The sequence below is a fragment of the Neoroseomonas alkaliterrae genome, from assembly GCF_014199195.1.
GTDB classification, from domain to species: Bacteria; Pseudomonadota; Alphaproteobacteria; order Acetobacterales; family Acetobacteraceae; genus Neoroseomonas; species Neoroseomonas alkaliterrae.
Genome location: NZ_JACIJE010000006.1, coordinates 140,725 through 162,045, shown reverse-complemented (window position 1 = coordinate 162,045; position 21,321 = coordinate 140,725). Strand labels below are relative to the sequence as shown.

Sequence of the window (21,321 nt, the reverse complement as noted above, 5' to 3'; positions counted from 1 at the left end):
CCCATGACAATGACCCGTCGGGCCTTCGGCGCGTCGCTCGGCGCCGCCCTCGCCTTGCCGGCGGTCGCGCAGCAGCCCTGGCCCAGCCGGCCGGTCCGGCTGATCAGCCCCTTCGCCCCCGGCGGACCGCAGGACGTTCCGGCCCGCTTCTTCGTCGAGCACCTCTCGCCCCGCCTCGGCCAGCCCGTCATCTTCGAGAGCCGTGCCGGGGCGGGCGGGCAGGTCGGGATGCAGCATGTCGCCACCGCGACGGACGGGCATTCCTTCCTCATCACCTCGAACGCCGTGGCGACGCTGCCGGCGCTGCGCCGGGATCTCGGCTTCGACGTGTTCACCGACCTGCCGCCGGTCTCGGTCGTGATGGAATCGCCGCTCACGCTCGCGGTCCGCAGCAGCAACGGACCGGCGGATCTCCGCACCTTCCTCGCCCGCGCGCGGGAGGCGCCGGGGCGCGTCTCCTTCGGCTCCTCGGGCATCGGCTCGGCGACGCATCTGGCGGGCACCTATTTCGCGCAGAAGGCGGGGGTCGAGCTGCTGCACGTGCCCTATCGCGGCGCCGGGCTGATCCTGAACGCGCTGCTCGCCGGGGACATTGACTGCTTCATCGGCGACATCTCGCTCGCGCTCGAGCATGTGCGCGCGGGCAGCATCCGCGTCATCGGCGTGACGACCGAGGCGCGCGCGCCGCTGCTGCCCGAGGTCCCCGCGGTGCGGGAGATCGTTCCCGGCTATGCCGTGCCCTTCTGGTTCGGGCTGTTCGCGGCGCGCCAGACGGCGCCCGAGGCGATCGCGCGCATGAACGCCGAACTGGCCCCGCTCGCGCAGCCCGGGAGCGCGCTGTTCCGGCGCATGGCCGAGCGTGGCTCGACGCTGCTGCTCGACGGCCCGGCGCCACTGGCCGCACGGCTCCTCGCGGAGGTTCCTCAGTGGCGGGAGGTTGTGCGCGTGGCGGGAATCACGCCGGAATAGGCGCGCCCCTCACGGCCGCATGGTGAAGGCCGCCATCCCCGGCGCCAGCAGCTTCTGCGCCAGCCGCGAGAACTCGCACAGCAGGCGGCGGGAGTCGCGCGGGTCGATGATCTCCTCGACCCAGAAGGCCTCGGCGGTGCGGAAGGGGGAGCGCAGCTTCTGCAGCCGCGCCTCGATCTCGGCGACCTTCGCGGCCTTGTCCTCGGCGGCCGCGACCTCCGCCGCATAGGCCGCCTCGACGCCGCCTTCGAGCGGCAGGGAGCCCCAGCGCGCCGACGGCCAGGCGTAGCGCAGCGAGAAGCGCCCGGCCGGCTGGTGCACCACCCCCGCCACGCCGAAGGCATTGCGCAGGATGATGGTGCACCAGGGCTGGCGGCACTGGTTCACCGCCGCCATGGCGCGCACGCCCCAGCGGATGGTCGCGTTGCGCTCGGCCTCGAGCCCGACCGCGAAGCCGGGGCAGTCCATCAGGTAGACGACCGGCAGGTGGAAGGTTTCGGCGAGGTCCACCTGGCGGATCACCTTCTGGCAGGCATCGGCCGTCCAGGATCCGCCCTGGAACACCGGGTCCGAGGCCAGCACCGCCACCGGCCGCCCTTCGAGCCGCGCGAGGCCGGTGACGACCGGCCGGCCGAACCAGCGCCCCGTCTCGAAGAAGGAGCCCTTGTCGAACAGCGCCTCGATGATGGGGCGCACCTTGTAGGCGCGCCGCGGGTCGCGGGGGATGGCCGCGAGCAGCCCCTCCTCCCGCCGCGCCGCATCGTCGCGGGCGCGGATGACGGGCGGCAGCTCGAACACCGAGGAGGGCATGTAGGAGAGGAAGCGCCGCGCGGCGGCGAAGGCCTCGGCCTCCGTCTCCACCGCGTCGTCCACCGCGCCGGCCTTGCACTGGATCTCCCAGCCGCCAAGGTCGCGCTTGTCCAGCGTCTCGCCGAGGCGCGCCACCACCGGCGGGCCGGCGACGAACATCGCCGAGGACTTCGTCATCACCGAGTAGTGCGCCGCCGCGAGCCGCGCCGAGCCGAGCCCGGCCACCGAGCCGAGGCCGAGCGTGACCACGGGCACAAGGCCCATATTCGCCGTGGTCTGCTGGTAGAGCTGCGTCCCGCCCACCCCGCCGGGCAGGTTGGCGCGGCCCGTCGTCTCGATGGTCTTGACCGAGCCGCCGCCGCCCGAGCCCTCGATCAGCCGGATGATCGGCAGGCGCAGCTCCGCGGCCATGCGCTCGGCCATGATCGGCTTCTCGCGGATGGTCGCGTCCGCGCTGCCGCCGCGCACGGTGAAGTCGTCGCCCACCACCACCACCGGCCGGCCATCCACCATCGCCCGGCCCATCACGCAGTTCGAGGGGGTGAAGGCCGCGAGGTCGCCCTTGGCATCGTATTCGGCGCGGCCCGCTATGGCGCCGACCTCGTGGAAGGAGCCGCGGTCCACCAAAGCCTCGACCCGCTCGCGCACCGTCAGCCGGCCGCCCTCGTGCTGGCGCTTCACCTTGTCGGGCCCGCCCATCGCCCGGGCCAGGGCCTCGCGGCGGCGCAGTTCGTCGAGTTCGGGCTGCCAGCTCATGCGTGCGGAGTGTCCCCTTCCTCCGCCGAGTGTCCCGCCGGCGCGGCGCGACGGCAAGCCGGGGTCAGGGCGCGATCACCTCGTCGCGGCGGAACCAGAGCGTCAGCGCGGGCCCGCTCGTCAGGCGAAGCTGCACGAGGTTGCCCTCGGTCGCGACCACCGCCCATTCGTTGATGCGGAAGGTGGTCCGGCACCCCCCGGCGGCACGCGCCTCGGCCAGGATGCGGGGCGAGGCGTCGGTGCGGTCGCCGAGCAGGCGCAGCGCGGCGGGATCGGCGCAGCCCACCGTCCCGTCGCGCTGCACGCGCCAGACCGGCGCCGCGTCGGCGGCGCGCGGCGGCGCGGGCGTGGCCTCGGGCGCGGAAGCACCCCCTGGCGCCTCGGACGCCGCGTCGGGCGAGGGCGGCGGGGCGGGCGGAACTCGGCCGCCGCGCAGCAGCGGGGGCGGGGGCGGAGGCAGCGGCAGCGGCTCCTCGGGCGGCGGCGGCTCTGGCGCGCAGGCGGCGAGCACGAGCAGCAGCCCGATGGCGGCGCGCGGGAAGGGGCGAATCATCGCCCGACCGTAGCATTCGCGGCCGCCGGACCGGGAGTGCATCAAGGAACCACACGCAGCCTTGCCTTGCATTGCCGATTCGATTCACCGATGATTCAGGTGTTTATGGGGCGGGGTCTGCCGCGGCGGGGATGATCGGTCGAGGCGAAAGGCGGGAACGGAACCCTGCGCGGTCGCGCGCGCCGGACTTGGCGGCGCGGCTGCGCAGCCTCGTGATCCTGGCCGTCGTGCCGCTGCTGGTCGCGGCGCTGGGTGTCGGGGCCGGGCTCATCTGGCTCGAAGGCAGCGCCGCCGATGCCCGGCTGGCCGAGGCGGCGCGGATCGCCTCGCGCGCGGCCGATGCCGAGATCGAGCGCCGCCGGGCCGCGCTGGAGGGCTTCGCCGCCGCGCTGGCCGCGGCGCCGGACGACGATCTTGCCGCGACCGACGCCGCCGCGCGGCGCCTCGCGGAGACGGTCGGGGCCCCGATCGCGGTGCTCGATCGCGCGCTCGGGGTGCTCGTGGACACGGCCCAGCCCTTCGGCACGCCGCTCGGCTCCACCCCGGCCATCGCGGCGGCGATCTGGGCGGTGGAGACGGGGCGCCCGCGCGTGAGCGACGTGCTGGTCGGCGCCCAGGGAACGGAGGGCGCGCCCCCGCAGCTCGTGCTGCCGCGGATGCAGGATGGCCGCGCGACGGGCGTGCTCACGATCCAGATCGTGCCGGAGCGGATCGCCGATGCGCTCGCCGTGCCGCGCGCGGTGATATTCGACAGCCGCGGCCGCGTGGTCGCGGCGCATGGCGAGGAGGCCGGCCGCGGGCCGGCATGGCCGGCCGTCTATACCGCGCCGCGCGGCACCGCGCAGGAAGGGCGCGGCGCGGACGGGGCGGCGCTGCGCTTCGTCGTGGCCCATCTCGCCGAGGCGCCGGAGTGGTTCCTCGTGGTCTGGGAGCCGTCGGGGCTGGCGGCCTCGCCACTCGGGCGCTTGCTGCCGGTCGCCGCCGGGCTGCTGCTGCTCGCCCTCGCCGCCGCGGCCATCGCCTGGCGGCGCAGCCTGCGCCTGCTGCGCGAGCCGGTCGAGGCGGCCGAACGCCACATCGAGGCGATGGCCGCCGCCCTCGCCGGCGAGGGCCAGCCCCCTGCCCCGCCGCGGCTCGGCGGCGCGGCCGAGTTCGCCGCGCTGGGCGAGGCGCTGGCCGAGGCGCAGGCGGCGGTGACGGCGCGGGAGCGGCGGCTGCGCGCGCTCGCCGAGGCCGGCGCGCTGGTGCTCTGGCGCGCCGATGCCGCGGGCGGCTGGATCGAGGCGGCCGGCTGGGCCGGGCTGACGGGACAGACCGCGCCGGCCTTCCGCGGCGATGGCTGGCTCGAGATGCTGCACCGCGACGACCGCGCGCCGACGCTTGCCGAGTGGGGCCGCTGCCTCGTCGCGCGCAGCATCATCGGCGTGGAGTTCCGCCTGCGCATGGCCGACGAGGCGGCGGGCTGGCGCTGGGTGCGCGCCACCGGCGCGCCGGTGACGGGCGAGGACGGCCAGATCCTGGAATGGGTCGGGGCCATCCACGATGTCGCGGAGGCGCGCGGGGCCGGGCAGGCGCATCGCGTCAACGAATCCCAGGTGCGGCAGACGGTCGCCGAACTGCGCGCGGTCTACGACAACGTGCCGGTCGGCCTCGCGCTCGTGGACCAGGGGCTGCGCTTCGTGAACGTCAATGCCCGCTTCGCCGCCATCAGCGGCCTGCCGAACGAGGCGCATATAGGCCGGGCAGTGCGCGAGGTGATGCCCGAGGGCCTCGCCGCGCCGCTCGAGGCGGCGCAGCGGCGCGTGCTCGAGACCGGCCGGCCGGTGCTCGACGTGGCCTGTTCCGGCCAGGCGCCGGGCGAGGTGCAGAACCTGCGCCACTGGCTCGCTTCCTGCCATCCGGTGAAGGATGCCGAGGGTGTCGTGACCGGCGTCTCGGCGGTGCTGCAGGACGTGACCGAGCGCGTGCATGCGGAACGCTCGCGCGAGTTGCTGGTCACGGAGCTGAACCACCGCGTCAAGAACACGCTGGCCACGGTGCAGGCGATCGCGGCGCAGTCCCTGCGCGGCACGGCGGGCGCGGCCGGGATGGGGCGCGAGTTCGTCGGCCGGCTGCAGGCGCTGATGCGCAGCCACGACCTGCTCGCCGACCAGGGCTGGGAGCCGGTTGACCTCGCCCGCGTGGTGCGGGCGGGGCTGCTGCCCTGGCTCGAGGCCGGCCGCGCCATCCGCCTCGGCGGCTCGGGCCGCATCCAGCTGACGCCGGCGCAGGCGCAGGCCGTCGTGCTCGGGCTGAACGAGCTCGCCGGCAATGCGGTCCGGCACGGCGCGCTGTCGCGCCCGGGCGGCGAGGTGGACCTGACCTGGAGCCTGTCCGAGGACGGCGTGGCGAGCCTTTCCTGGCACGAGAGCGGCGGGCCGAAGGCGAGCCCGCCGCCGCCCGAGCGCCGCGGCTTCGGGCTGCGCCTGCTCGAGCGCGGGCTGGTCCATGATCTCGGCGAGGGCGCCTCTGTGTCGCTGCGCTTCCCCGAGGAGGGGCTCGAGGCACTGATCCGCTTCCGCGTCGGCGAACCGGCCCGGCTGCCCGAGACCGCGCCCTTGGCCCTGGGGCAAAGCCGCGTATAACGCCCCCCGTTCACTCGACAACGGCAGGATGGGCTGGGGCATGGCGCGCGCGCTGATCACCGGGGTGACGGGCCAGGACGGCGCCTATCTGGCCGCGCTGCTGCTCGGCAAGGGATACGAGGTCCATGGCCTGCTCCACCGCCACGGTGGATCGGAGGCGGTGAGCGAGCGGCTGCGGCGGCTCGGCTGCGCGGGCGAGGTCCGCATGGTGGACGGCAACCTGATCGACCTCTCCTCCCTGATCCGGCTGCTCGAGAAGGTGAAGCCGGACGAGATCTACAACCTCGCCGCCCAGTCCTTCGTGCGGATGTCGTGGGACCAGCCGCTGCTGACCACGCAGGTCACCGCCATCGGCACCGCCAACATGCTGGAGGCGGTGCGCATCGCCGCCCCCGGCGTGCGCTACTTCCAGGCCAGTTCGAGCGAGATGTTCGGCCGCGCCGAGACGCCCGCGCAGAACGAGGACACGCCTTTCCATCCGCGCAGCCCCTATGCCTCGGCCAAGGTCTTCGCGCATTGCCTCGTGCAGAACTACCGCGACGCCTTCGGCCTGTTCGGCTGCAACGGCATCATGTTCAACCACGACAGCCCGCTGCGCGGCATCGAGTTCGTGCTGCGCAAGATCACCGATGGCGCGGCGCGCATCAGCCTCGGCCTCGCGAAGGAACTGCCGATGGGCAACCTCGAGGCGCGGCGCGACTTCGGCCATGCGCGCGACTATGTGCGGGCGATGTGGCTGATGCTGCAGCAGGACAAGCCCGACGACTATGTGGTGGCCACCGGGCGCGCCGCCTCGATCCGCGACCTCTGCCGCATCGCCTTCGCCCATGTCGGCCTCGACTACCAGGACCATGTGCGCGTGGACCCCGCCTTCCTGCGTCCGGCCGATGTGGACGTGACGGTCGGCGACGCGAGCCGGGCGCGCACGCGCCTGGGCTGGGTGCCGGAGACGAGCCTCGAGGCCATGATCGCCGAGATGGTGGACGCCGACCTCACGCGCTGGAAGGCGCGGCTCTAGGCCAGGCCGCCGGGGCGGATCCGATCCCGGGCGAACTCGTCCCTCGACACGACCGGCCGGGCGGGCTACCGCGAAGGCCGGCGCCATGAGGCAGGCGCGAGGGTGGTGCCGCCACGCGACCGAGGGTGGCGGCGGGCTGCGGAGCATCCGGCGCGATGCCGGGAAGTGTCAGGAGATCAGGCAGGCATGATGTCGCGCAAGCGCGTTCTGGTGACCGGCGGGGCCGGCTTCATCGGCTCCCATCTGTGCGAACGCCTGCTCGCCGAGGGCGCTTCCGTGCTGTGCGTGGACAACTACTTCACCGGCACGCGCGACAACATCGCCCACCTTCTCGCCCATCCGCGCTTCGAGGCGATGCGCCACGACATCACCTTCCCGCTCTATGTCGAGGTGGACGAGATCTACAACCTCGCCTGTCCCGCCTCCCCGGTGCACTACCAGTTCGACCCGGTGCAGACGACCAAGACCTCCATCTCGGGCGCGCTCAACATGCTCGGCCTCGCCAAGCGGGTGAAGGCCAAGGTGCTGCAGGCCTCCACCAGCGAGGTCTACGGCGACCCGGAGGTGCATCCGCAGCGCGAGGACTACCGCGGCAGCGTCAACCCTCTCGGGCCCCGCGCCTGCTACGACGAGGGCAAGCGCTGCGCCGAGACGCTGTTCTTCGACTACCGCCGCCAGCACAATGTCCGCATCAAGGTGGCGCGGATCTTCAACACCTATGGCCCGCGCATGCACCCCAATGACGGGCGCGTCGTGTCGAACTTCATCGTCCAGGCCCTGCGCGGCGAGCCGGTCACGATCTACGGCGAGGGCACGCAGACGCGCTCCTTCTGCTTCGTGGACGACCTCGTGGAGGGGCTGATGCGCCTGATGGCGACGCCCGACGAGGTGACGGGGCCGGTCAATCTCGGCAATCCGCACGAGATCACGGTGCGCGAACTCGCCGAGCGGGTGATCGCGCTCTGCGGCGAGGATGCGCGCATCGAGAAGCGCCCCCTGCCCCAGGACGACCCGACCCGCCGCTGCCCCGATATCGGCCTAGCGAAGCGGCTGCTCGGCTGGGAGCCGAAGGTGCCGCTCGAGGACGGGCTGCGCCGGACGGTCGCCTATTTCGACGCCCTGCTCCGGCGGCCCGAGACGGCGGACTGATACCCTGCGGACAAAGGATCGTCCTTTGCCCACAGGGCATCAGGGTTCGGTTCCGCGCGCGGCCACCCCGCGAACCCCGCACGCCGTGCCAGCGGGCGAAAGATCCGACCTTCCACCCGCTAGTATGAGCCGCCGCTAAGGGGCCGCGCCGCGCCTCAGCGCAGTGGGAAGCCCAGAGCGACCAGCTTCTCCTTCAGCCTGTCGCGCCCGCTCAGCGCCTTCATCGTGCCGAGCCGCGCGATCACGCGCTGCGACCAGGTCTGGTCCGCCATCTCATTGCGGCGGGAGAACTCGGCCATGCGCGGGTCGTAGGCGGCGCGGTGCGCGGCGTCGTCGGCGTCATAGGCCTCATGGTGCAGAACGGCGGCCTGGGGCAGGCGCGGCTTCACCTCGCCCTCGCGGCCCGGCAGCGGATAGCCGACGCACAGGCCGAAGACCGGCGCCGCGCCGGGCGGCAGGCGCAGCAGTTCCGCCACCCGCGTCACGTCGTTGCGCAGCGCGCCGATATAGACGGTGGAAAGCCCGAGGCTCTCGGCCGCCACCACCGCGTTCTGCGCGGCGAGCGCGGCGTCGATCGCGGCGACGAGGAAGGATTCGAGATACGGCATCCCGGCCAGTTCCGCCCCGGCCTCGGCGGCGAGCCGGCCGTTGCGCGACACGTCGGCGAGGAACACCAGGAAGATCGGGCACTGCTCGATATGCTTCTGGTTGCCCGCGATCGTCGCGAGTTCCCGGCGCGTCGCCGGGTCGTTGACCGACACCGCCGACCAGGTCTGCAGGTTCGAGGAGGTCGCCGCCGACTGCGCCGCGGCGATCAGCGCCTCGAGCGTGCCCGCGGGCGGCGCGTCGGGGCGGAAGCCGCGCACCGAGCGGTGCGAGAGAAGCAGCGCGAGCGTCTCGTTCCAGGGTCCGGCCTTGGGCTCGGCGCCCGCGCCGTAGCGCGCGGCAAGGGCGGCGGCGGCCGCCGGCATCTGCGTTCCGTCCATGATCTCGTCTCTCCCGGGGATGACCCGAAGGTAGCGTGCGCCGCCCGGTCGGCAAGCCGGCCGGCGATGGCGGCGGCCGGATCCGGCGCAGTGACGCGCCATGCCGCCGGCATGCTCCCGCATCCGATGCCGCAGGCGCCGCCGCGCCGCGCCGCTCCGTCAGTTCTCCGGCCGGAAGCCGCTCTCGCGCACGATCCGCGCCCAGTCGTCGCGCTCGCGCCGGATGCGCTCGGCGAAGGCGGCGGGGCTCTCGGAGGTGGTCGCGGCATATTCGAGCCGCTCCATCGCCGCGATCATCTCGGGCGTCGCGGCGGCGGCGCGGATCGCGCCATGCAGCGCGGTGACGATGGGCGCGGGCGTGCCCGCCGGCAGCAGCGCGCCGAACCATTCGTCCTTGTTCAGGTCCGGATGGCCCAGTTCCGCGAAGGTCGGCACATCCGGGAAGCGCGGGTTGCGCGCGGCGGAGGAGACCGCGAGCAGCCGCAGCCCCTGCCCGTGATGGGCCGAGACATCGCCCAGCACGCCGATGAAGCAGGTCAGCCGCCCGGCGATCAGGTCCTGCACCGCGGGCGCGGCGCCGCGGAAGGGGATGTGCGTCAGGTTGAGCCCGGCCTTCTTCGCCAGCACGATGCCCATGAAATGCGGCGAGGACCCGGCGGCCGGCGAGGCCCAGGGCAGTTCCCGCCCCTGCGCCCTGGCCCATTCGATCCAGGCGGGCAGGCTCTGCGCGGGGTGTTCGCGCGGCACCGCGAAGGCGAAGGGATAGGTGCAGACGGTCGAGACCGGGATCAGGTCGGTCAGCGCGTCGTAGCGCACCTCTCGAGGGAAGACATGCGGCTGCAGCACGAGCATGGAGGCCGGCGTCTGCAGGATGGTGGTGCCGTCGGCCTCCGCGGCCTTGACGTGCTCGACCGCGATGCGCCCGGCCGCGCCGACGCGCCCGTCCACCACGATCGTCGGCGCGAACACGCCGCGCAGGCGCTCGGCATAGAGCCGCGCGATGACATCGGAGGACCCCCCGGGCGGAAAGCCGATGACGATGCGCGCATTGCGCTGCAGCGTCTGGGCGCGGGCAAGGCCCGGCGCGGCCGTGGCGGCGAGCAGGCCGAGCGTCGCGCGCCGGCCGATGGCGAAGGTCATGGCGTTGCATCCTCCCTGGGCCCCGGCGGAGGGGCGTTGCGGCGAGCAGATAGCGAGGCGGGCGGCCCGGCGCCAGGGCCATCCGGCGCCATCCGCGGTTCAAAGCCCGAGGCCCGGCACCAGCATCGCCTCCAGCGCCGCGCGCCGGGCGGGCGGGATCGGCACGGCGCGGCGGGCGGCGAGGTCGAAGGCCACGCCCACCGCCTCGGCCGCGGCGACCGGCGCGCCGGTCTCGCCGTCATGCAGGAGGTGCGTCCAGGTGGTGGTCTTCTCGCCCAGCGCGCGCAGCCCGCTGCAGACGGTCACGAGCTGGCCAGCGCGCATCGGGCGCAGGTAGCAGACGCGGTATTCGAGCGCCGCGCTGCCCATGCCTTCCTCCTTCACGCCCACGCCGGTGCCGCGGTTGCGCAGGTTGGGCACGCCGTCCCAGACGCGCGCGATGACGCCATCGGGGCGCATCACGCCGGCGGCGTCGCACTCATGCGCGCGCACGGCGCCGCGGTAGCCCTCCGCGAGGCCCATGGCGAGCGCCGCCCCGCGGTCCGGCAGGGCACGCGGCGGCGCGAAGGAAAGCCCGCGCGGCGCCGCATGCGCGGGCAGCGCGACGCGCAGCGCATCGAGGGCAAGCCCGCCGGCAGGTGCTGCGAGGTCGGTGACGAAGGTCGCGGCCGGCGCGTCGGTCGCGGTGTTGCGGATCTCGGCAAAGCAGCGCAGCCCGTCCGGCGCCGCCTCCAGCACGCCGCCGGCGATGGTGAAGGGCGTGCCGGGCGACATCTCCCGCAGGAAGCGGATGTGCTGGTCCCGCACCACGAAGCCCGCGCGGGAGGGCGGCAGCCCCGCCTCCAGCAGCAGCCAGGCGAGCGCATCCGTCACCCGCGCGACGTAGTGGCGCACATTCATGTGCCCCATCACGTCGCATTCCTCCTGCTGCACGCTGCCCCGGCCGATGATGATCACGCCAACGCCCCCTCGCTGTCGCCGCCCAGATCAGCGCGGCAGCGCCGCGGCGGCAAGCCGGGCGGGGGGTTGCGCCCGGCGCCCGCTTCGCGGGAGCATGCCCGCAAGCACGGAAGGGAACGCGCCATGGATGTCGGTCTGTTCTGCCTGATGGGCTATCGCACGCGCGGCACGCCGACCGCGGCCATCTACGACGACGCGGTGGCGCAGGTGAAGGCGGCCGAGGAAGCCGGCTTCGCCATCGCCTGGTTCGCCGAGCACCATTTCTCGAACTACTGCGTCTGTCCCTCGCCGCTGATGATGGTCGCGCACATGGCCGCGCACACCTCGCGCATCCGGCTCGGCTCGGGCGTGGTGATCGTGCCGCTCTACCATCCCTCGCGCCTGCTCGCCGAGATCGGGATGGTGGATTCGCTGACCCATGGGCGGCTCGTGCTCGGCATCGGCAGCGGCTACCAGCCATACGAGTTCGAGCGCTTCGGCCAGGATCTCGCGGAAGCCCCGGCCCGCCTGCTCGAGGTGATGGCCATGATGGAGAAGGCCTTCGCCGCCGAGACCTTCACCCACCAGGGCAGGCACTACGCGCTGCCCGAGATGCACATCGCCCCGCGCCCGGTGCGCGGCCTGCCCGATGTCTACGTCGCCGGCGACAACGCCGACCTGCACCGCTATGCCGCCGAGCGCGACTGCGTGGTGATGGTCACGCCGCGGCACTTCACCCCGGCCATGCTCGCTGCCGCGCGGGCGCGCTTCGAGGGCGTGTGGCGCAACGCCGGCAAGGCGCCCGAGACGCTGCGCTTCGGCGCCATGCGTCCCTTCTGCATCACCGAGGACCGCGAGGAGGCCGCGCGCTTCCTCGAGAATGCCCGCTGGCAGATCCGCCTCTCCCAGGCGCTGCGCCGGCGGGAACAGGCGATGGACGGCGGCATGCTGGTCGAGAAGCCCTGGGAGGGCGAGCCGAGCCTCGAGGAGATGGGCGCGCACATGATGGTGGGCGACGCCGCCACCGTCGCCGCGCGCATGGCCGCCGAGATCCGCGCGGCCAGCCCCTGCCACTACCTGCTGCAATGCCATGTGGGCGACATGCCGCTCGGCACCGCGCTGCGCTCGATCGCGGCCTGGAAGGCGCAGGTGAAGCCGTTGCTGGAGCGCGAGTTCGGCCCGCTCGACCGCATCGGGATGCCGGCTGCCGCCGCGGCGTGAGCCCCCCTCGCGGGCGCTTGACCCGCCGCCCCCGGATTTGCCACCGTTTGCGTCGTGGGGATCCTGGTCAATGTCCGTGGCGGGGATGACGACACGCTCTGGGCCGTCGTGGCGACGGTCGGGCGGCGGTCCCGGATCGCGGAAGTGTTCCGCTCCCGCGCCCAGGCGCTGAACGACCGCGCCTGGCGGGACCAGCAGGTGCGCGACTACGCCGACTGGCTGGCCCGCGCCAAGCAGCCCATTCCGGCCTATTCCGTGGCGCCGATCCGGCGCTCCGACCTGCCGCGCAAATGGACGCCGCTGCCCGCCCTCGGCTTCCTGCGCGGGCAGACGATCTGACGCCGCCGGGCGCGGGCCCCGTCCTCTCGCCCGCTGGCAGCAGGCGATCCGGCGTGATCGCTACCCGCCATCCCCCGGCCGCCGCCCGGCCCAGAACATCCAGGCGATCCAGCCGAAGGCGCCGAGGAAGAGCAGATGGGCGCCGAGCACCGCCAGCACCGCTTCCGGGTGCCATTCCGCCGCGCGCAGCGCCGCCAGCCCGCCCGGCACGGACCACCAGAGCACGCCGAGCATCACGGCGAGGATCACCGATGCCACGACCGGCCGGCGCGCCGCGCCATGGCCTTTCGGGATGCGCGGTTCGCTCACGGGACGCGCACCCCGCGCGGGGCAGGGCGAGTCGCGGCGGGCAGAGGCCCATCCGGCCCGGCGATGCGCGCCGCGCCCGCATCCACCGGGGCCGCCCCCGAGTCGCGAAGGCACGCCGTCAGGCCGCAGGCGGCGCCCGGCCGGACACGCCCCCCGTGCAGGGCGAACACAAGGAGGCCGGGCGCGCCGGCCCCGAGCCCTTCGCGCGACCCCGCCCGCCGCACGGCCTCACCCCGATTTGGCGAGCGTGTCGAAGGCCTTGAGTCGCGCCATCAGCGCCGGCATCTCGCGCAGCGGGATCATGTTCGGGCCGTCCGACGGCGCGTGGTCGGGGTCCGGGTGGGTCTCGATGAACACCGCCGCGACGCCCACCGCCACCGCCGCGCGCGCCAGCACGGGGGCGAATTCGCGCTGGCCGCCGCTGCTGGTCCCCTGCCCGCCCGGCTGCTGCACGGCATGGGTCGCGTCCATGACCACCGGGTATCCGGTCTGCGCCATGATCGGCAGTGCGCGCATGTCGGCGACCAGCGTGTTGTAGCCGAAGGAGACGCCCCGCTCGCAGAGCAGGATGTTCTCGTTGCCGGTGGAGGCGATCTTGGCCGCGACGTTCGTCATATCCCAGGGGGCGAGGAACTGGCCCTTCTTGACGTTGATCGCGCGCCCCGTCTGCCCGGCCGCGATCAGCAGGTCGGTCTGGCGGCAGAGGAAGGCCGGGATCTGCAGCACGTCCACCGCCTCGGCCGCGGGGGCGCATTGCTCGGGGGCATGGACGTCGGTCAGCACGGGAAGCCCCGTGGCCTCGCGCACCTCGGCCAGGATGGCGAGGCCCTCCTTCATGCCGATGCCGCGCGCGGCCTTCACGGAGGTGCGGTTCGCCTTGTCGAAGGAGGATTTGTAGATCAGCGGCACGCCGGCGGCGGCGGCCATCTCGGCCAGCGCGGCCGCGGTCTCCAGGGCGTGGGCGCGGCTCTCGATCTGGCAGGGGCCGGAGAGGAAGACGAGCGGCAGCGCATTGCCGATCGCCACGCCCCGCACTTGGACCGTGCGCATCAGACGAGCCTCGCCTGCTTCACCGCCGCGCCGATGAAGCCCTTGAAGAGCGGGTGCGGGTCGAAGGGTTTCGACTTCAGCTCGGGGTGGTACTGCACCCCGATGAACCAGGGATGGTCGGGGTATTCCACGATCTCGGGCAGCACGCCGTCGGGCGACATGCCGGAGAAGCGCAGCCCGGCCGCCTCCAGCCGCTCGCGATAGGCGACGTTGACCTCGTAGCGGTGGCGGTGGCGTTCCTGGATCTCGGCCGCGCCATAGACCTCGCGCACCAGCGAACCCTCCGCGAGCCGCGCCGGATAGGCGCCGAGGCGCATCGTCCCGCCGAGGTCGCCATTGGCGTTGCGGCGTTCGAGCTCGTTGCCGCGCAGCCATTCGGTCAGCAGCCCGACCACCGGTTCCTCGCAGGGGCCGAACTCGGTGCTGGAGGCGCCCTTGATGCCGAGCAGGTTCCGCGCCGCCTCGATCACCGCCATCTGCATGCCGAAGCAGATGCCGAAGAAGGGCACCTTGCGTTCGCGGGCGAAGCGGACGGCCTCGATCTTGCCCTCGCTGCCGCGCTCGCCGAAGCCGCCGGGCACGAGGATGCCGTTGACCTTCTCGAGCCGCGCGACGGCCGCGGCGTCGTTCTCGAAGATCTGGCTGTCCACCCAGTCGAGCCGCACCCGCACATTGTGCGCGATGCCGCCGTGGGTCAGCGCCTCCGCCAGCGACTTGTAGGCGTCGAGCAGGTTCGTGTACTTGCCGACGACGGCGATGGTGACCTCGCCCTCCGGCTGCTTGATGGACTGCACGATCGCCTGCCAGCGGCGCATGTCCGGCTCGCCATAGGCCGAGAGGCCGAAATGGCGCAGCACCTCCTGGTCCAGCCCCTCCTCGTGGTACTTGAGCGGCACCTCGTAGATGGTGCCGGCATCGAGCGCGGGGATCACGCTCTCGGGGCGGACATTGCAGAAGAGGGCGATCTTGCGCCGCTCGTTCTCCGGGATCGGCCGGTCGCAGCGGCAGAGCAGGATCTGCGGCTGGATGCCGAGGCCGAGCAGCTCCTTCACCGAATGCTGCGTGGGCTTGGTCTTCAGCTCCCCGGCCGACGGGATGTAGGGCACCAGCGTCAGGTGCATGAAGAGGCTGCGCTGCGGCCCGAGCTCGTTGGCGAGCTGGCGGATGGCCTCGAGGAATGGCAGGCTCTCGATGTCGCCGACGGTGCCGCCGATCTCGACCAGCACGAAGTCGTAGTGGTCGGTCTCGGCCTGGATGACTTCCTTGATCTTGTCGGTGATGTGCGGAATGACCTGCACCGTGCCGCCGAGATAGTCCCCGCGCCGTTCCGCCGCGATCACGTCGAGGTAGAGCCGCCCCGTGGTCCAGTTGTCCGCCTTGCGCGCCGCAACACCCGTGAAGCGTTCGTAGTGGCCGAGGTCGAGGTCGGTCTCCGCCCCGTCGTCGGTCACATAGACCTCGCCGTGCTGGTAGGGGCTCATCGTCCCCGGATCCACGTTGAGGTAGGGGTCGAGCTTGCGCAGGCGGACCTTGTAGCCGCGCGCCTGCAGCAACGCGCCGAGCGAGGCGGATGCGATGCCCTTGCCGAGGGAGGAGACCACGCCGCCGGTGATGAAGACGAACCGCGCCATGGGCGCCCTCCATAACAAGCCGCGCACGGCCCCGCCACCCGCACGCGGCGCGGGGCGGCCTTGCGCCAGGAAGTGATTGCGAAGACTGGGTTAGTTGGTCGGGACGGCAGGCAGCGCCGGGATCGCGGGCGCCGCGGGGGCGCCGGCGGGCGGCGGCGAATCGAGGATCGAGCGGTTCTGCTGGCCCGCGCCGCGGTTCAGGATCGCGAGCGTCAGCGCCAGCACGAAGAAGATCGTGCCCAGGATGGCCGTGCCGCGGGTCAGCAGGTTCGCCGTGCCGCGCCCGCCCATGAAGGCGCCCATGCCCCCGGAGGAGCCGATGCCGAGCCCGCCGCCCTCGCTGCGCTGGAGCAGCACGACGCCGATCAGCGCCAGGGTGACGAAGAGGTGCAGGACGAGCAGGACGGTGGTCATGGCGCCGCGTATCTAGCGAAGGGAAGGCCCCGGGGCTACCCCGCCGCGCGGGCGATGGCGAGGAAATCCTCCGCGACCAGGCTCGCGCCGCCCACCAGCGCCCCGTCCACATGCGGCAGGGCCAGGATGGCGGCGGCATTCGCGGGCTTGACCGAGCCGCCATAGAGGATGCGCAGCCCGCCCCCGTGCTGCGGGAAGGCGGCGACCAGCCGGGCGCGGATCATGGCATGCATGGCCGCGATGTCGGCCTCGGTCGGCGTGCGGCCGGTCCCGATCGCCCAGACCGGCTCATAGGCCACCACCCCGCCCGCCGCGCCGAAGCCCGGCGGCAGGCTGCCCGCGATCTGCTCGGCGACCACCTCCTCCGCCCGGCCGAGCAGCCGGTCGTCCTCCGGCTCGCCGACGCAGACGATGGGCACGAGGCCCGCGGTGATCGCCGCCTCGGCCTTGGCGCGCACGGTCGGGTCGGTCTCGCGGTAGGCGGCGCGGCGCTCGGAATGGCCGAGGATGACGTAGCGCGCCCCGGCATCGGCCAGCATCGGCGCGGCGATGTCCCCGGTATGGGCGCCCTTGGGGGCGGCGTGGCAGTCCTGCCCCCCCACGGCGACCGGCGTTCCCGCCAGCGCCGCCGCCACCGCGGCCACCAGCGTGGCCGGCGGGCAGACCAGCAGCTCCGCCCCGACCCCCGCCGCGCCGGCCGCCACCGCGCGGGCGAGCGCGAGGCCGTCGGCGGCGAGGCCGTGCATCTTCCAGTTCCCGGCGATGAGGGGGCGGATTCCGGGCGTCATGGGCGTCTCCTCGCGGCGTTCCGGGCGCGAGGTAACGGAAATGCCGGGCGGCTCCAACCCGGGGGTGCGGGCCGGCGGGTCTCGCCGCCCCTTCCGCCGCCGGGGTGGGGCGGCTAATCAGCCCGGCATGCTCACCGCGCTCCGCCGGATGGCCGGCACCTGGGTCGCCAAGATCCTCTTCGCCCTCCTCATCCTCTCCTTCGCCGTCTGGGGGATCGAGGACGTGGTGCGCAACCTCGGCCGCGAGACGGCGGTCGCGCGCGTCGGCGACAGCGCGATCGAGCTGACCGAGGCGCAGAACGCCGCGCGGCGGGAGATGGCGCGCCTCGCCCGCCAGCTCGGCGCCCGCTTCGACCCGGACGAGAATGTCCGCCGCGCCGTCGCCGCCGCCTCGCTCGAGCAGCTCATCTCCGACCGCGCCCTGCGCGCCGAGGCGCAGCGCCTGGGCATCGTCGCCCCGGCCGCGGCGGTGCGCGACACGGTCTTCTCCATTCCCGGGCTGCGCGGGGCGGACGGCGCCTTCTCGCGCCCCATCTTCGACAGCCTGCTGCGCCAGAACGAGCTGAACGAGGCGCAGTTCCTGCAGGTCGTGGCGGGCGACGTGCTGCGCCAGCAGCTCGCCGGCGCGGTGCGCGCGGGCGCGGCCGGGCCGGATGCCCTCGCGGCGCCGCTGCTCGCCTGGCTGATGGAGCGCCGGGTGGCCGAGGTGGTGCAGGTCGCCCGCGCCGCCATGCCCGAGCCCGAGGCGCCGACCGAGGCGCAGCTCCGCCGCTTCCAGGAGAACAACCCGGCGCAGTTCTCCGCGCCCGAATACCGCGAGGTGGCGGTCGCGGTCCTGTCGGCCGAGGCGGTGGCCGGGGAGATCGAGCTCGACGAGGCGACGCTCGCCCAGGCCTTCGAGCAGCGCCGCGCCCAGTTCGAGACGCCCGAGCGCCGCGCGCTGCGCCAGGCCGTTCTGCCCACGGAGGAGGCCGCGCGCGCCCTGGCCGAGGCCTGGCGCGGCGGCGCCGATTTCGCCGCGATCGAGGCGCAGGCCGTGGCGGCGGGCGGCACGGCGGCGGATCTCGGCCTGCTCGACCGCGCCGCCATGCCGATCGAGACGGTCGGCGCCGCCGCCTTCGCCGCCCCCGCGGGCGGCGTGACGGACCCGGTGCGCAGCCCCTTCGGCTGGCATGTGCTGCAGGTCGAGCGCGTCGAGCCGGCCGAGAGCCGGACGCTCGCGCAGGTGCGCGGCGCGCTGCGCCTCGAGGTGGCGCGCGACAGGGCGCTCGACCTCGCCTATGAGCGCGCCAACCGGGTCGAGGATGCGCTCGCCGGCGGCGCCGGCCTTGCGGATGTGGCGCAGCGCTTCGGCCTCGCCGTCGCCACCGTCACCACCGATGCCGCCGGGAATGCGCCCGAGGGCGGCGCCGCGAGCCTGCCCGTGCCCGAGGCGCAGCGCGCCGACCTCCTGCGCGCGATCTTCGCCGCCCGGCAGGGCGACGCCCCGCGCATGACCGAGATGGGCGAGGCCTTCGTGGCCATCGAGATCCGCGAGGTGCGCCCGCCCGCGCTGCGGCCCTTCGAGACGGTGGAGGCGCAGGTCCGCGCCGCCTACCTCGCCGATGCGCGCCGCCGCGCCGCCGAGGAGCGCGCCGCGGCGGTGCTCGCCGCCGCCGGGACCGGCCGCCCGCTCTCCGAGGTGGCGGAGGAGGCCGGGCTGCCCTTCCAGCGCGTCGGCCCCTTCGGCCGCAACCCGGCGACCGCCGCGCCCCTGCCGCCCGAGCTGGTCGCGCCGCTGTTCGAGGCGAGCGGGCAGGCGCCGACCATGGTCGAGACGCGGGACGGCTTCGCGGTGGCGCGGCTGGTCGAGGTGCTGCGCTTCGACCCGGCCTCCGACCCGCTGGGCCTGGGCCGGATGAGGGGGGAGATCGAGCAGTCCATGCAGGACGAGCTCGAGGAACAATTCGCCGTGGCCCTGCGCGCCCGTGCCAATGTGCGCATCAACACGCAGCTGCTGGAGCAGGTGAGCGGCCGATGAACGAGATGTCCGCGGGCAGCGCCCGGGCGGCGCTGGAGGCCGGGCGCGGCGCCATCCTGGTGCGCGAGCGCGTGGCCGACCTCGACACCCCGGTCGGCGCCTTCCTCAAGCTGACGGGCGGCGCGCAGGCCCATGCCTTCCTGCTGGAATCCATCGAAGGCGGCGCCGCGCGCGGCCGCTATTCCGCGATCGGCCTTGCGCCCGACCTCGTCTGGCGCTGCCGCGACGGCCGGGCGGAGGTGAACCGCCACGCGCTGACCGCCCCCCACGCCTTCGAACCCGAGCCCGGCGCGGCGCTCGACAGCCTGCGCCGGACCATCGCCGAGGCGCGGATGGCCGTCCCGCCCGGGCTGCCGCCGATGGCGGCGGGGCTGTTCGGCTATCTCGGCTACGACATGGTGCGGCTGATCGAGAAGCTGCCCTCGCTCAAGCCGGATGTGCTCGGCATCCCCGATGCGGTGCTGACACGGCCCACGCTGATGGCGATCTTCGACCATGTGCGGGACACGCTGACGCTCTGCGCCCCGGTCTGGCCCGGCGGCGAGCCGGGCGCGCTGATCGAGGCCGCCGAGGCGCGCCTCGACGAGGCCGAGGCCGCGCTCGACCGGCCGGTGCCGCGCGCCGCGCCGCCGGCCAACCTGCCGCGCCTCGCCCAGCCCGACAGCAATTTCACCGAGGCCGGCTACATCGCCGCGGTGGAGAAGGCGAAGGAGTACATCCGCGCCGGCGATGCCTTCCAGATCGTCCCGTCGCAGCGCTTCTCGGTGCCCTTCGCCCTGCCGCCCTTCGCCCTCTACCGCGCGCTGCGGCGGATCAACCCCGCGCCCTTCCTGGTGTTCGGGGATTTCGGCGGCTTCTCGGTGGTGGCGGCGAGCCCGGAAATCCTGGTGCGCTGCCGCGACAACACCGTGACGGTGCGCCCGCTCGCCGGCACGCGGCGGCGCGGCGCGACGCCGGAGGAGGACCGCGCGCTGGAGGCCGAGCTGCTCGCCGACCCGAAGGAGCGGGCGGAGCACCTGATGCTGCTCGACCTCGGGCGCAACGATGTCGGCCGCGTGGCCGAGATCGGCACGGTCAAGGTCACGGCGCAGTTCCAGGTCGAGCGCTATTCGCAGGTGATGCACATCGGCTCGGAGGTGCAGGGGAGGCTGCGGGCGGGGCTCGATGCGCTGGACGCCTATTGTGCGGGCTTCCCGGCGGGCACGCTGACCGGTGCCCCCAAGATCCGCGCGATGGAGATCATCGAGGAGCTGGAACCCTCGCGGCGCGGCCTCTATGCCGGCGGCATCGGCTATTTCGGCGCCGATGGCGGCATGGACACCTGCATCGCGCTGCGCACCGCGCTGGTGAAGGACGGCATCATGCATGTCCAGGCCGGCGCGGGCGTGGTGGCCGACAGCAACCCCAAGGCCGAGTACGAGGAGACGGTGCAGAAGGCCCGCGCCCTGTTCCGCGCCGCCGAGGAGGCCGTGCGCTTCGCCGCCGGCCGGCGTGAGCGCGGCAACGGCTGACCCCGCGCCGCTGCTCGCGCTGGCCGAGGCGGCGCGGCGCGAAGGGCGGGCGGTGGAGGCGGCGGCGGCCCTGCGCAGCCTGGCCGCCCTGCTGCCCGGCGATGCCCGCATCCGCGCCGCGCTGGCGCGCTGCCTGTTCCAGGCCGGCGCCTGGGAGGAGGCCTGGGAGGCCTACCAGGTCCGCTTCGAGCTGATGCCCGCGGCCTTCCCCCGCGTCACCCGCCCCGGGCCCGGCGGCCCCGTGCCCATCCCGCCCTGGCGCGGCGAGGGTTCGCCCGCCGCGGTGCTGGTGATGGGCGAGCAGGGGCTGGGCGACACCATCCAGTTCGCGCGCTACCTGCCCATGCTCGCCGCGCGCGGGGTGCGGGTCCATGCGGTGCTGGACCGGCGGCTGCACCGGCTGCTCGGGCCGCTCTGCGACGGCATCGACCTGCGCGCGAGCGACACGCCGGGCCGGGTGGCGGGGCTGCGGGCCTGGCTGCCCATGCTCGACCTGCCGCGCGCGCTGGGCCTCTCGCCGCGGGCGTATCGCGGGCGGGTGCCCTACCTCGCCGCCGAGCCCGATCGCCTCGCGCGGCTCCGGACGCGCATCGGCGCCGAGGGCTTCCGCGTGGGCATCGTCTGGCAGGGCAACCCGGCGGCGCCGGTGGATGCCAACCGTTCGGCGCCGCTTGCCGCCTTCGCGCCGCTCGCCGCGCTGCCGGGGGTGCGGCTCTTCGCCCTGCAGAAGGGGCCGGGCGAGGCGCAGGACGCCGCCTTCCCGCTCGACCGGCTGGGCCGGGAAATCGACAACGGGCCGGACTGGTTCCTCGACACGGCGGCGGCGATCATGGCGCTCGACCTCGTGGTGTCGGTGGACACGGCGGTGGTGCATCTCGCGGGCGCGCTCGGCCGGCCGGCGCTGATGCTGATGCATGGCTGCCAGGGCGACTGGCGTTGGCTGCACGCGGAGCAGACCCCGCTCTGGTATCCCTCGCTGCGGCTCCTGCGCTGCCCGGGCGGCGGGGCCGACTGGCAGGCGGCCGCCGCGCGCGCGGCGCAGGCGATCAGGACGGGGGACCTGCCCGCGCCGGCCCATCCGGGTTGACCGGGCG

The 21,321-nt window shown here is 74.0% G+C and carries 19 protein-coding genes; 9 read left to right on the top strand and 10 right to left on the bottom strand.

From position 1 onward, the window contains the following. Positions 1-3: 3 nt before the first annotated feature. The gene (locus tag FHS88_RS12015) at positions 4-969 is read left to right on the top strand and encodes a Bug family tripartite tricarboxylate transporter substrate binding protein (RefSeq protein ID WP_184484916.1); all 966 of its coding nucleotides are present in this window, start codon (positions 4-6) and stop codon (positions 967-969) included. A gap of 9 nt (positions 970-978) precedes the next feature. Here the strand turns inward: FHS88_RS12015 and FHS88_RS12010 are convergent, their stop codons facing one another. Further along, positions 979-2,535, bottom strand: coding sequence for an acyl-CoA carboxylase subunit beta (locus FHS88_RS12010; RefSeq protein WP_184484914.1), 1,557 nt, complete (start codon positions 2,533-2,535; stop codon positions 979-981). A gap of 64 nt (positions 2,536-2,599) precedes the next feature. Continuing rightward, on the bottom strand, positions 2,600-3,088 hold the full coding sequence (locus FHS88_RS12005) for a hypothetical protein (RefSeq protein ID WP_184484912.1): 489 nt from the start codon (positions 3,086-3,088) through the stop codon (positions 2,600-2,602). A 188-nt stretch (positions 3,089-3,276) separates the two neighbouring features. On the opposite strand from FHS88_RS12005, the gene FHS88_RS12000 reads away from it, so the two are divergent. The 3 genes from FHS88_RS12000 to FHS88_RS11990 all read left to right on the top strand — a co-directional run bounded on the left by FHS88_RS12000 (position 3,277) and on the right by FHS88_RS11990 (position 7,879). Next, complete coding sequence (locus tag FHS88_RS12000) at positions 3,277-5,712, top strand: PAS domain-containing protein (RefSeq protein ID WP_184484910.1); 2,436 nt, start codon at positions 3,277-3,279, stop codon at positions 5,710-5,712. Positions 5,713-5,752: 40 nt separating this feature from the next. Then, positions 5,753-6,730 carry a GDP-mannose 4,6-dehydratase gene (locus FHS88_RS11995; protein ID WP_184484908.1) on the top strand — a complete coding sequence of 326 codons (978 nt, stop codon included), beginning with the start codon at positions 5,753-5,755 and terminating at the stop codon, positions 6,728-6,730. A gap of 186 nt (positions 6,731-6,916) precedes the next feature. Then, a complete protein-coding gene (locus FHS88_RS11990; protein WP_184484906.1) occupies positions 6,917-7,879 on the top strand; it encodes a UDP-glucuronic acid decarboxylase family protein in 963 nt (320 codons plus the stop codon). Between the two features lie 155 nt (positions 7,880-8,034). Here FHS88_RS11990 and FHS88_RS11985 read toward each other — a convergent pair whose 3' ends face one another. The 3 genes from FHS88_RS11985 to FHS88_RS11975 form a co-directional block, all read right to left on the bottom strand. Continuing rightward, positions 8,035-8,865 (bottom strand): nitroreductase family protein, encoded by an 831-nt coding sequence (locus FHS88_RS11985; RefSeq protein WP_184484904.1) that lies wholly within the window; start codon positions 8,863-8,865, stop codon positions 8,035-8,037. A 159-nt stretch (positions 8,866-9,024) separates the two neighbouring features. Next, positions 9,025-10,005: a Bug family tripartite tricarboxylate transporter substrate binding protein gene (locus tag FHS88_RS11980; RefSeq protein ID WP_184484902.1), complete on the bottom strand. Its 981-nt coding sequence runs from the start codon at positions 10,003-10,005 to the stop codon at positions 9,025-9,027. Positions 10,006-10,104: 99 nt separating this feature from the next. After that, a complete protein-coding gene (locus FHS88_RS11975; RefSeq protein ID WP_184484900.1) occupies positions 10,105-10,962 on the bottom strand; it encodes a thioesterase family protein in 858 nt (285 codons plus the stop codon). Between the two features lie 126 nt (positions 10,963-11,088). Between FHS88_RS11975 and FHS88_RS11970 the strand changes: the two genes are divergently transcribed. Together FHS88_RS11970 and FHS88_RS11965 are read left to right on the top strand one after the other, a co-directional pair. Continuing rightward, a complete protein-coding gene (locus tag FHS88_RS11970) occupies positions 11,089-12,165 on the top strand; it encodes an LLM class flavin-dependent oxidoreductase (RefSeq protein WP_184484898.1) in 1,077 nt (358 codons plus the stop codon). 54 nt (positions 12,166-12,219) lie between these two features. After that, the gene (locus FHS88_RS11965; RefSeq protein WP_184484896.1) at positions 12,220-12,504 is read left to right on the top strand and encodes a hypothetical protein; all 285 of its coding nucleotides are present in this window, start codon (positions 12,220-12,222) and stop codon (positions 12,502-12,504) included. Between the two features lie 60 nt (positions 12,505-12,564). Here the strand turns inward: FHS88_RS11965 and FHS88_RS11960 are convergent, their stop codons facing one another. The 5 genes from FHS88_RS11960 to tpiA form a co-directional block, all read right to left on the bottom strand. Next, positions 12,565-12,813, bottom strand: coding sequence for a hypothetical protein (locus FHS88_RS11960; RefSeq protein WP_184484894.1), 249 nt, complete (start codon positions 12,811-12,813; stop codon positions 12,565-12,567). Positions 12,814-13,041: 228 nt separating this feature from the next. After that, positions 13,042-13,863, bottom strand: a complete 822-nt coding sequence (gene kdsA / locus FHS88_RS11955) for a 3-deoxy-8-phosphooctulonate synthase (protein ID WP_184484892.1) — start codon at positions 13,861-13,863, stop codon at positions 13,042-13,044. Further along, positions 13,863-15,494 (bottom strand): CTP synthase, encoded by a 1,632-nt coding sequence (locus FHS88_RS11950; RefSeq protein ID WP_184484890.1) that lies wholly within the window; start codon positions 15,492-15,494, stop codon positions 13,863-13,865. The genes kdsA and FHS88_RS11950 overlap by 1 nt, the downstream gene beginning before the upstream one ends. A gap of 90 nt (positions 15,495-15,584) precedes the next feature. Next, on the bottom strand, positions 15,585-15,908 hold the full coding sequence (secG, locus tag FHS88_RS11945; RefSeq protein ID WP_184484888.1) for a preprotein translocase subunit SecG: 324 nt from the start codon (positions 15,906-15,908) through the stop codon (positions 15,585-15,587). 35 nt (positions 15,909-15,943) lie between these two features. After that, the gene (gene tpiA / locus FHS88_RS11940; RefSeq protein ID WP_211842497.1) at positions 15,944-16,684 is read right to left on the bottom strand and encodes a triose-phosphate isomerase; all 741 of its coding nucleotides are present in this window, start codon (positions 16,682-16,684) and stop codon (positions 15,944-15,946) included. A gap of 139 nt (positions 16,685-16,823) precedes the next feature. On the opposite strand from tpiA, the gene FHS88_RS11935 reads away from it, so the two are divergent. Genes FHS88_RS11935 through FHS88_RS11925 form a run of 3 tightly spaced genes read left to right on the top strand, consistent with a single transcriptional unit; the run spans position 16,824 to position 21,314 of the window. Then, the gene (locus tag FHS88_RS11935; RefSeq protein ID WP_184484884.1) at positions 16,824-18,716 is read left to right on the top strand and encodes a peptidylprolyl isomerase; all 1,893 of its coding nucleotides are present in this window, start codon (positions 16,824-16,826) and stop codon (positions 18,714-18,716) included. Then, positions 18,713-20,227 (top strand): anthranilate synthase component I, encoded by a 1,515-nt coding sequence (gene trpE, locus FHS88_RS11930; RefSeq protein WP_184484882.1) that lies wholly within the window; start codon positions 18,713-18,715, stop codon positions 20,225-20,227. The genes FHS88_RS11935 and trpE overlap by 4 nt, the downstream gene beginning before the upstream one ends. Continuing rightward, a complete protein-coding gene (locus tag FHS88_RS11925) occupies positions 20,208-21,314 on the top strand; it encodes a tetratricopeptide repeat protein (RefSeq protein WP_184484880.1) in 1,107 nt (368 codons plus the stop codon). The genes trpE and FHS88_RS11925 overlap by 20 nt, the downstream gene beginning before the upstream one ends. Positions 21,315-21,321 lie beyond the last annotated feature (7 nt).

What these genes read in the sequence shown, in the direction of transcription:
- FHS88_RS12015 (WP_184484916.1), top strand. Translation starts at nt 4, where the DNA reads ATGACAATGACCCGTCGGGCCTTCGGCGCGTCGCTCGGCGCCGCCCTC.
- FHS88_RS12010 (WP_184484914.1), bottom strand. Translation starts at nt 2,535, where the DNA reads ATGAGCTGGCAGCCCGAACTCGACGAACTGCGCCGCCGCGAGGCCCTG.
- FHS88_RS12005 (WP_184484912.1), bottom strand. Translation starts at nt 3,088, where the DNA reads ATGATTCGCCCCTTCCCGCGCGCCGCCATCGGGCTGCTGCTCGTGCTC.
- FHS88_RS11995 (WP_184484908.1), top strand. Translation starts at nt 5,753, where the DNA reads ATGGCGCGCGCGCTGATCACCGGGGTGACGGGCCAGGACGGCGCCTAT.
- FHS88_RS11990 (WP_184484906.1), top strand. Translation starts at nt 6,917, where the DNA reads ATGATGTCGCGCAAGCGCGTTCTGGTGACCGGCGGGGCCGGCTTCATC.
- FHS88_RS11985 (WP_184484904.1), bottom strand. Translation starts at nt 8,865, where the DNA reads ATGGACGGAACGCAGATGCCGGCGGCCGCCGCCGCCCTTGCCGCGCGC.
- FHS88_RS11980 (WP_184484902.1), bottom strand. Translation starts at nt 10,005, where the DNA reads ATGACCTTCGCCATCGGCCGGCGCGCGACGCTCGGCCTGCTCGCCGCC.
- FHS88_RS11970 (WP_184484898.1), top strand. Translation starts at nt 11,089, where the DNA reads ATGGATGTCGGTCTGTTCTGCCTGATGGGCTATCGCACGCGCGGCACG.
- kdsA (WP_184484892.1), bottom strand. Translation starts at nt 13,863, where the DNA reads ATGCGCACGGTCCAAGTGCGGGGCGTGGCGATCGGCAATGCGCTGCCG.
- FHS88_RS11950 (WP_184484890.1), bottom strand. Translation starts at nt 15,494, where the DNA reads ATGGCGCGGTTCGTCTTCATCACCGGCGGCGTGGTCTCCTCCCTCGGC.
- secG (WP_184484888.1), bottom strand. Translation starts at nt 15,908, where the DNA reads ATGACCACCGTCCTGCTCGTCCTGCACCTCTTCGTCACCCTGGCGCTG.
- FHS88_RS11935 (WP_184484884.1), top strand. Translation starts at nt 16,824, where the DNA reads ATGCTCACCGCGCTCCGCCGGATGGCCGGCACCTGGGTCGCCAAGATC.
- trpE (WP_184484882.1), top strand. Translation starts at nt 18,713, where the DNA reads ATGAACGAGATGTCCGCGGGCAGCGCCCGGGCGGCGCTGGAGGCCGGG.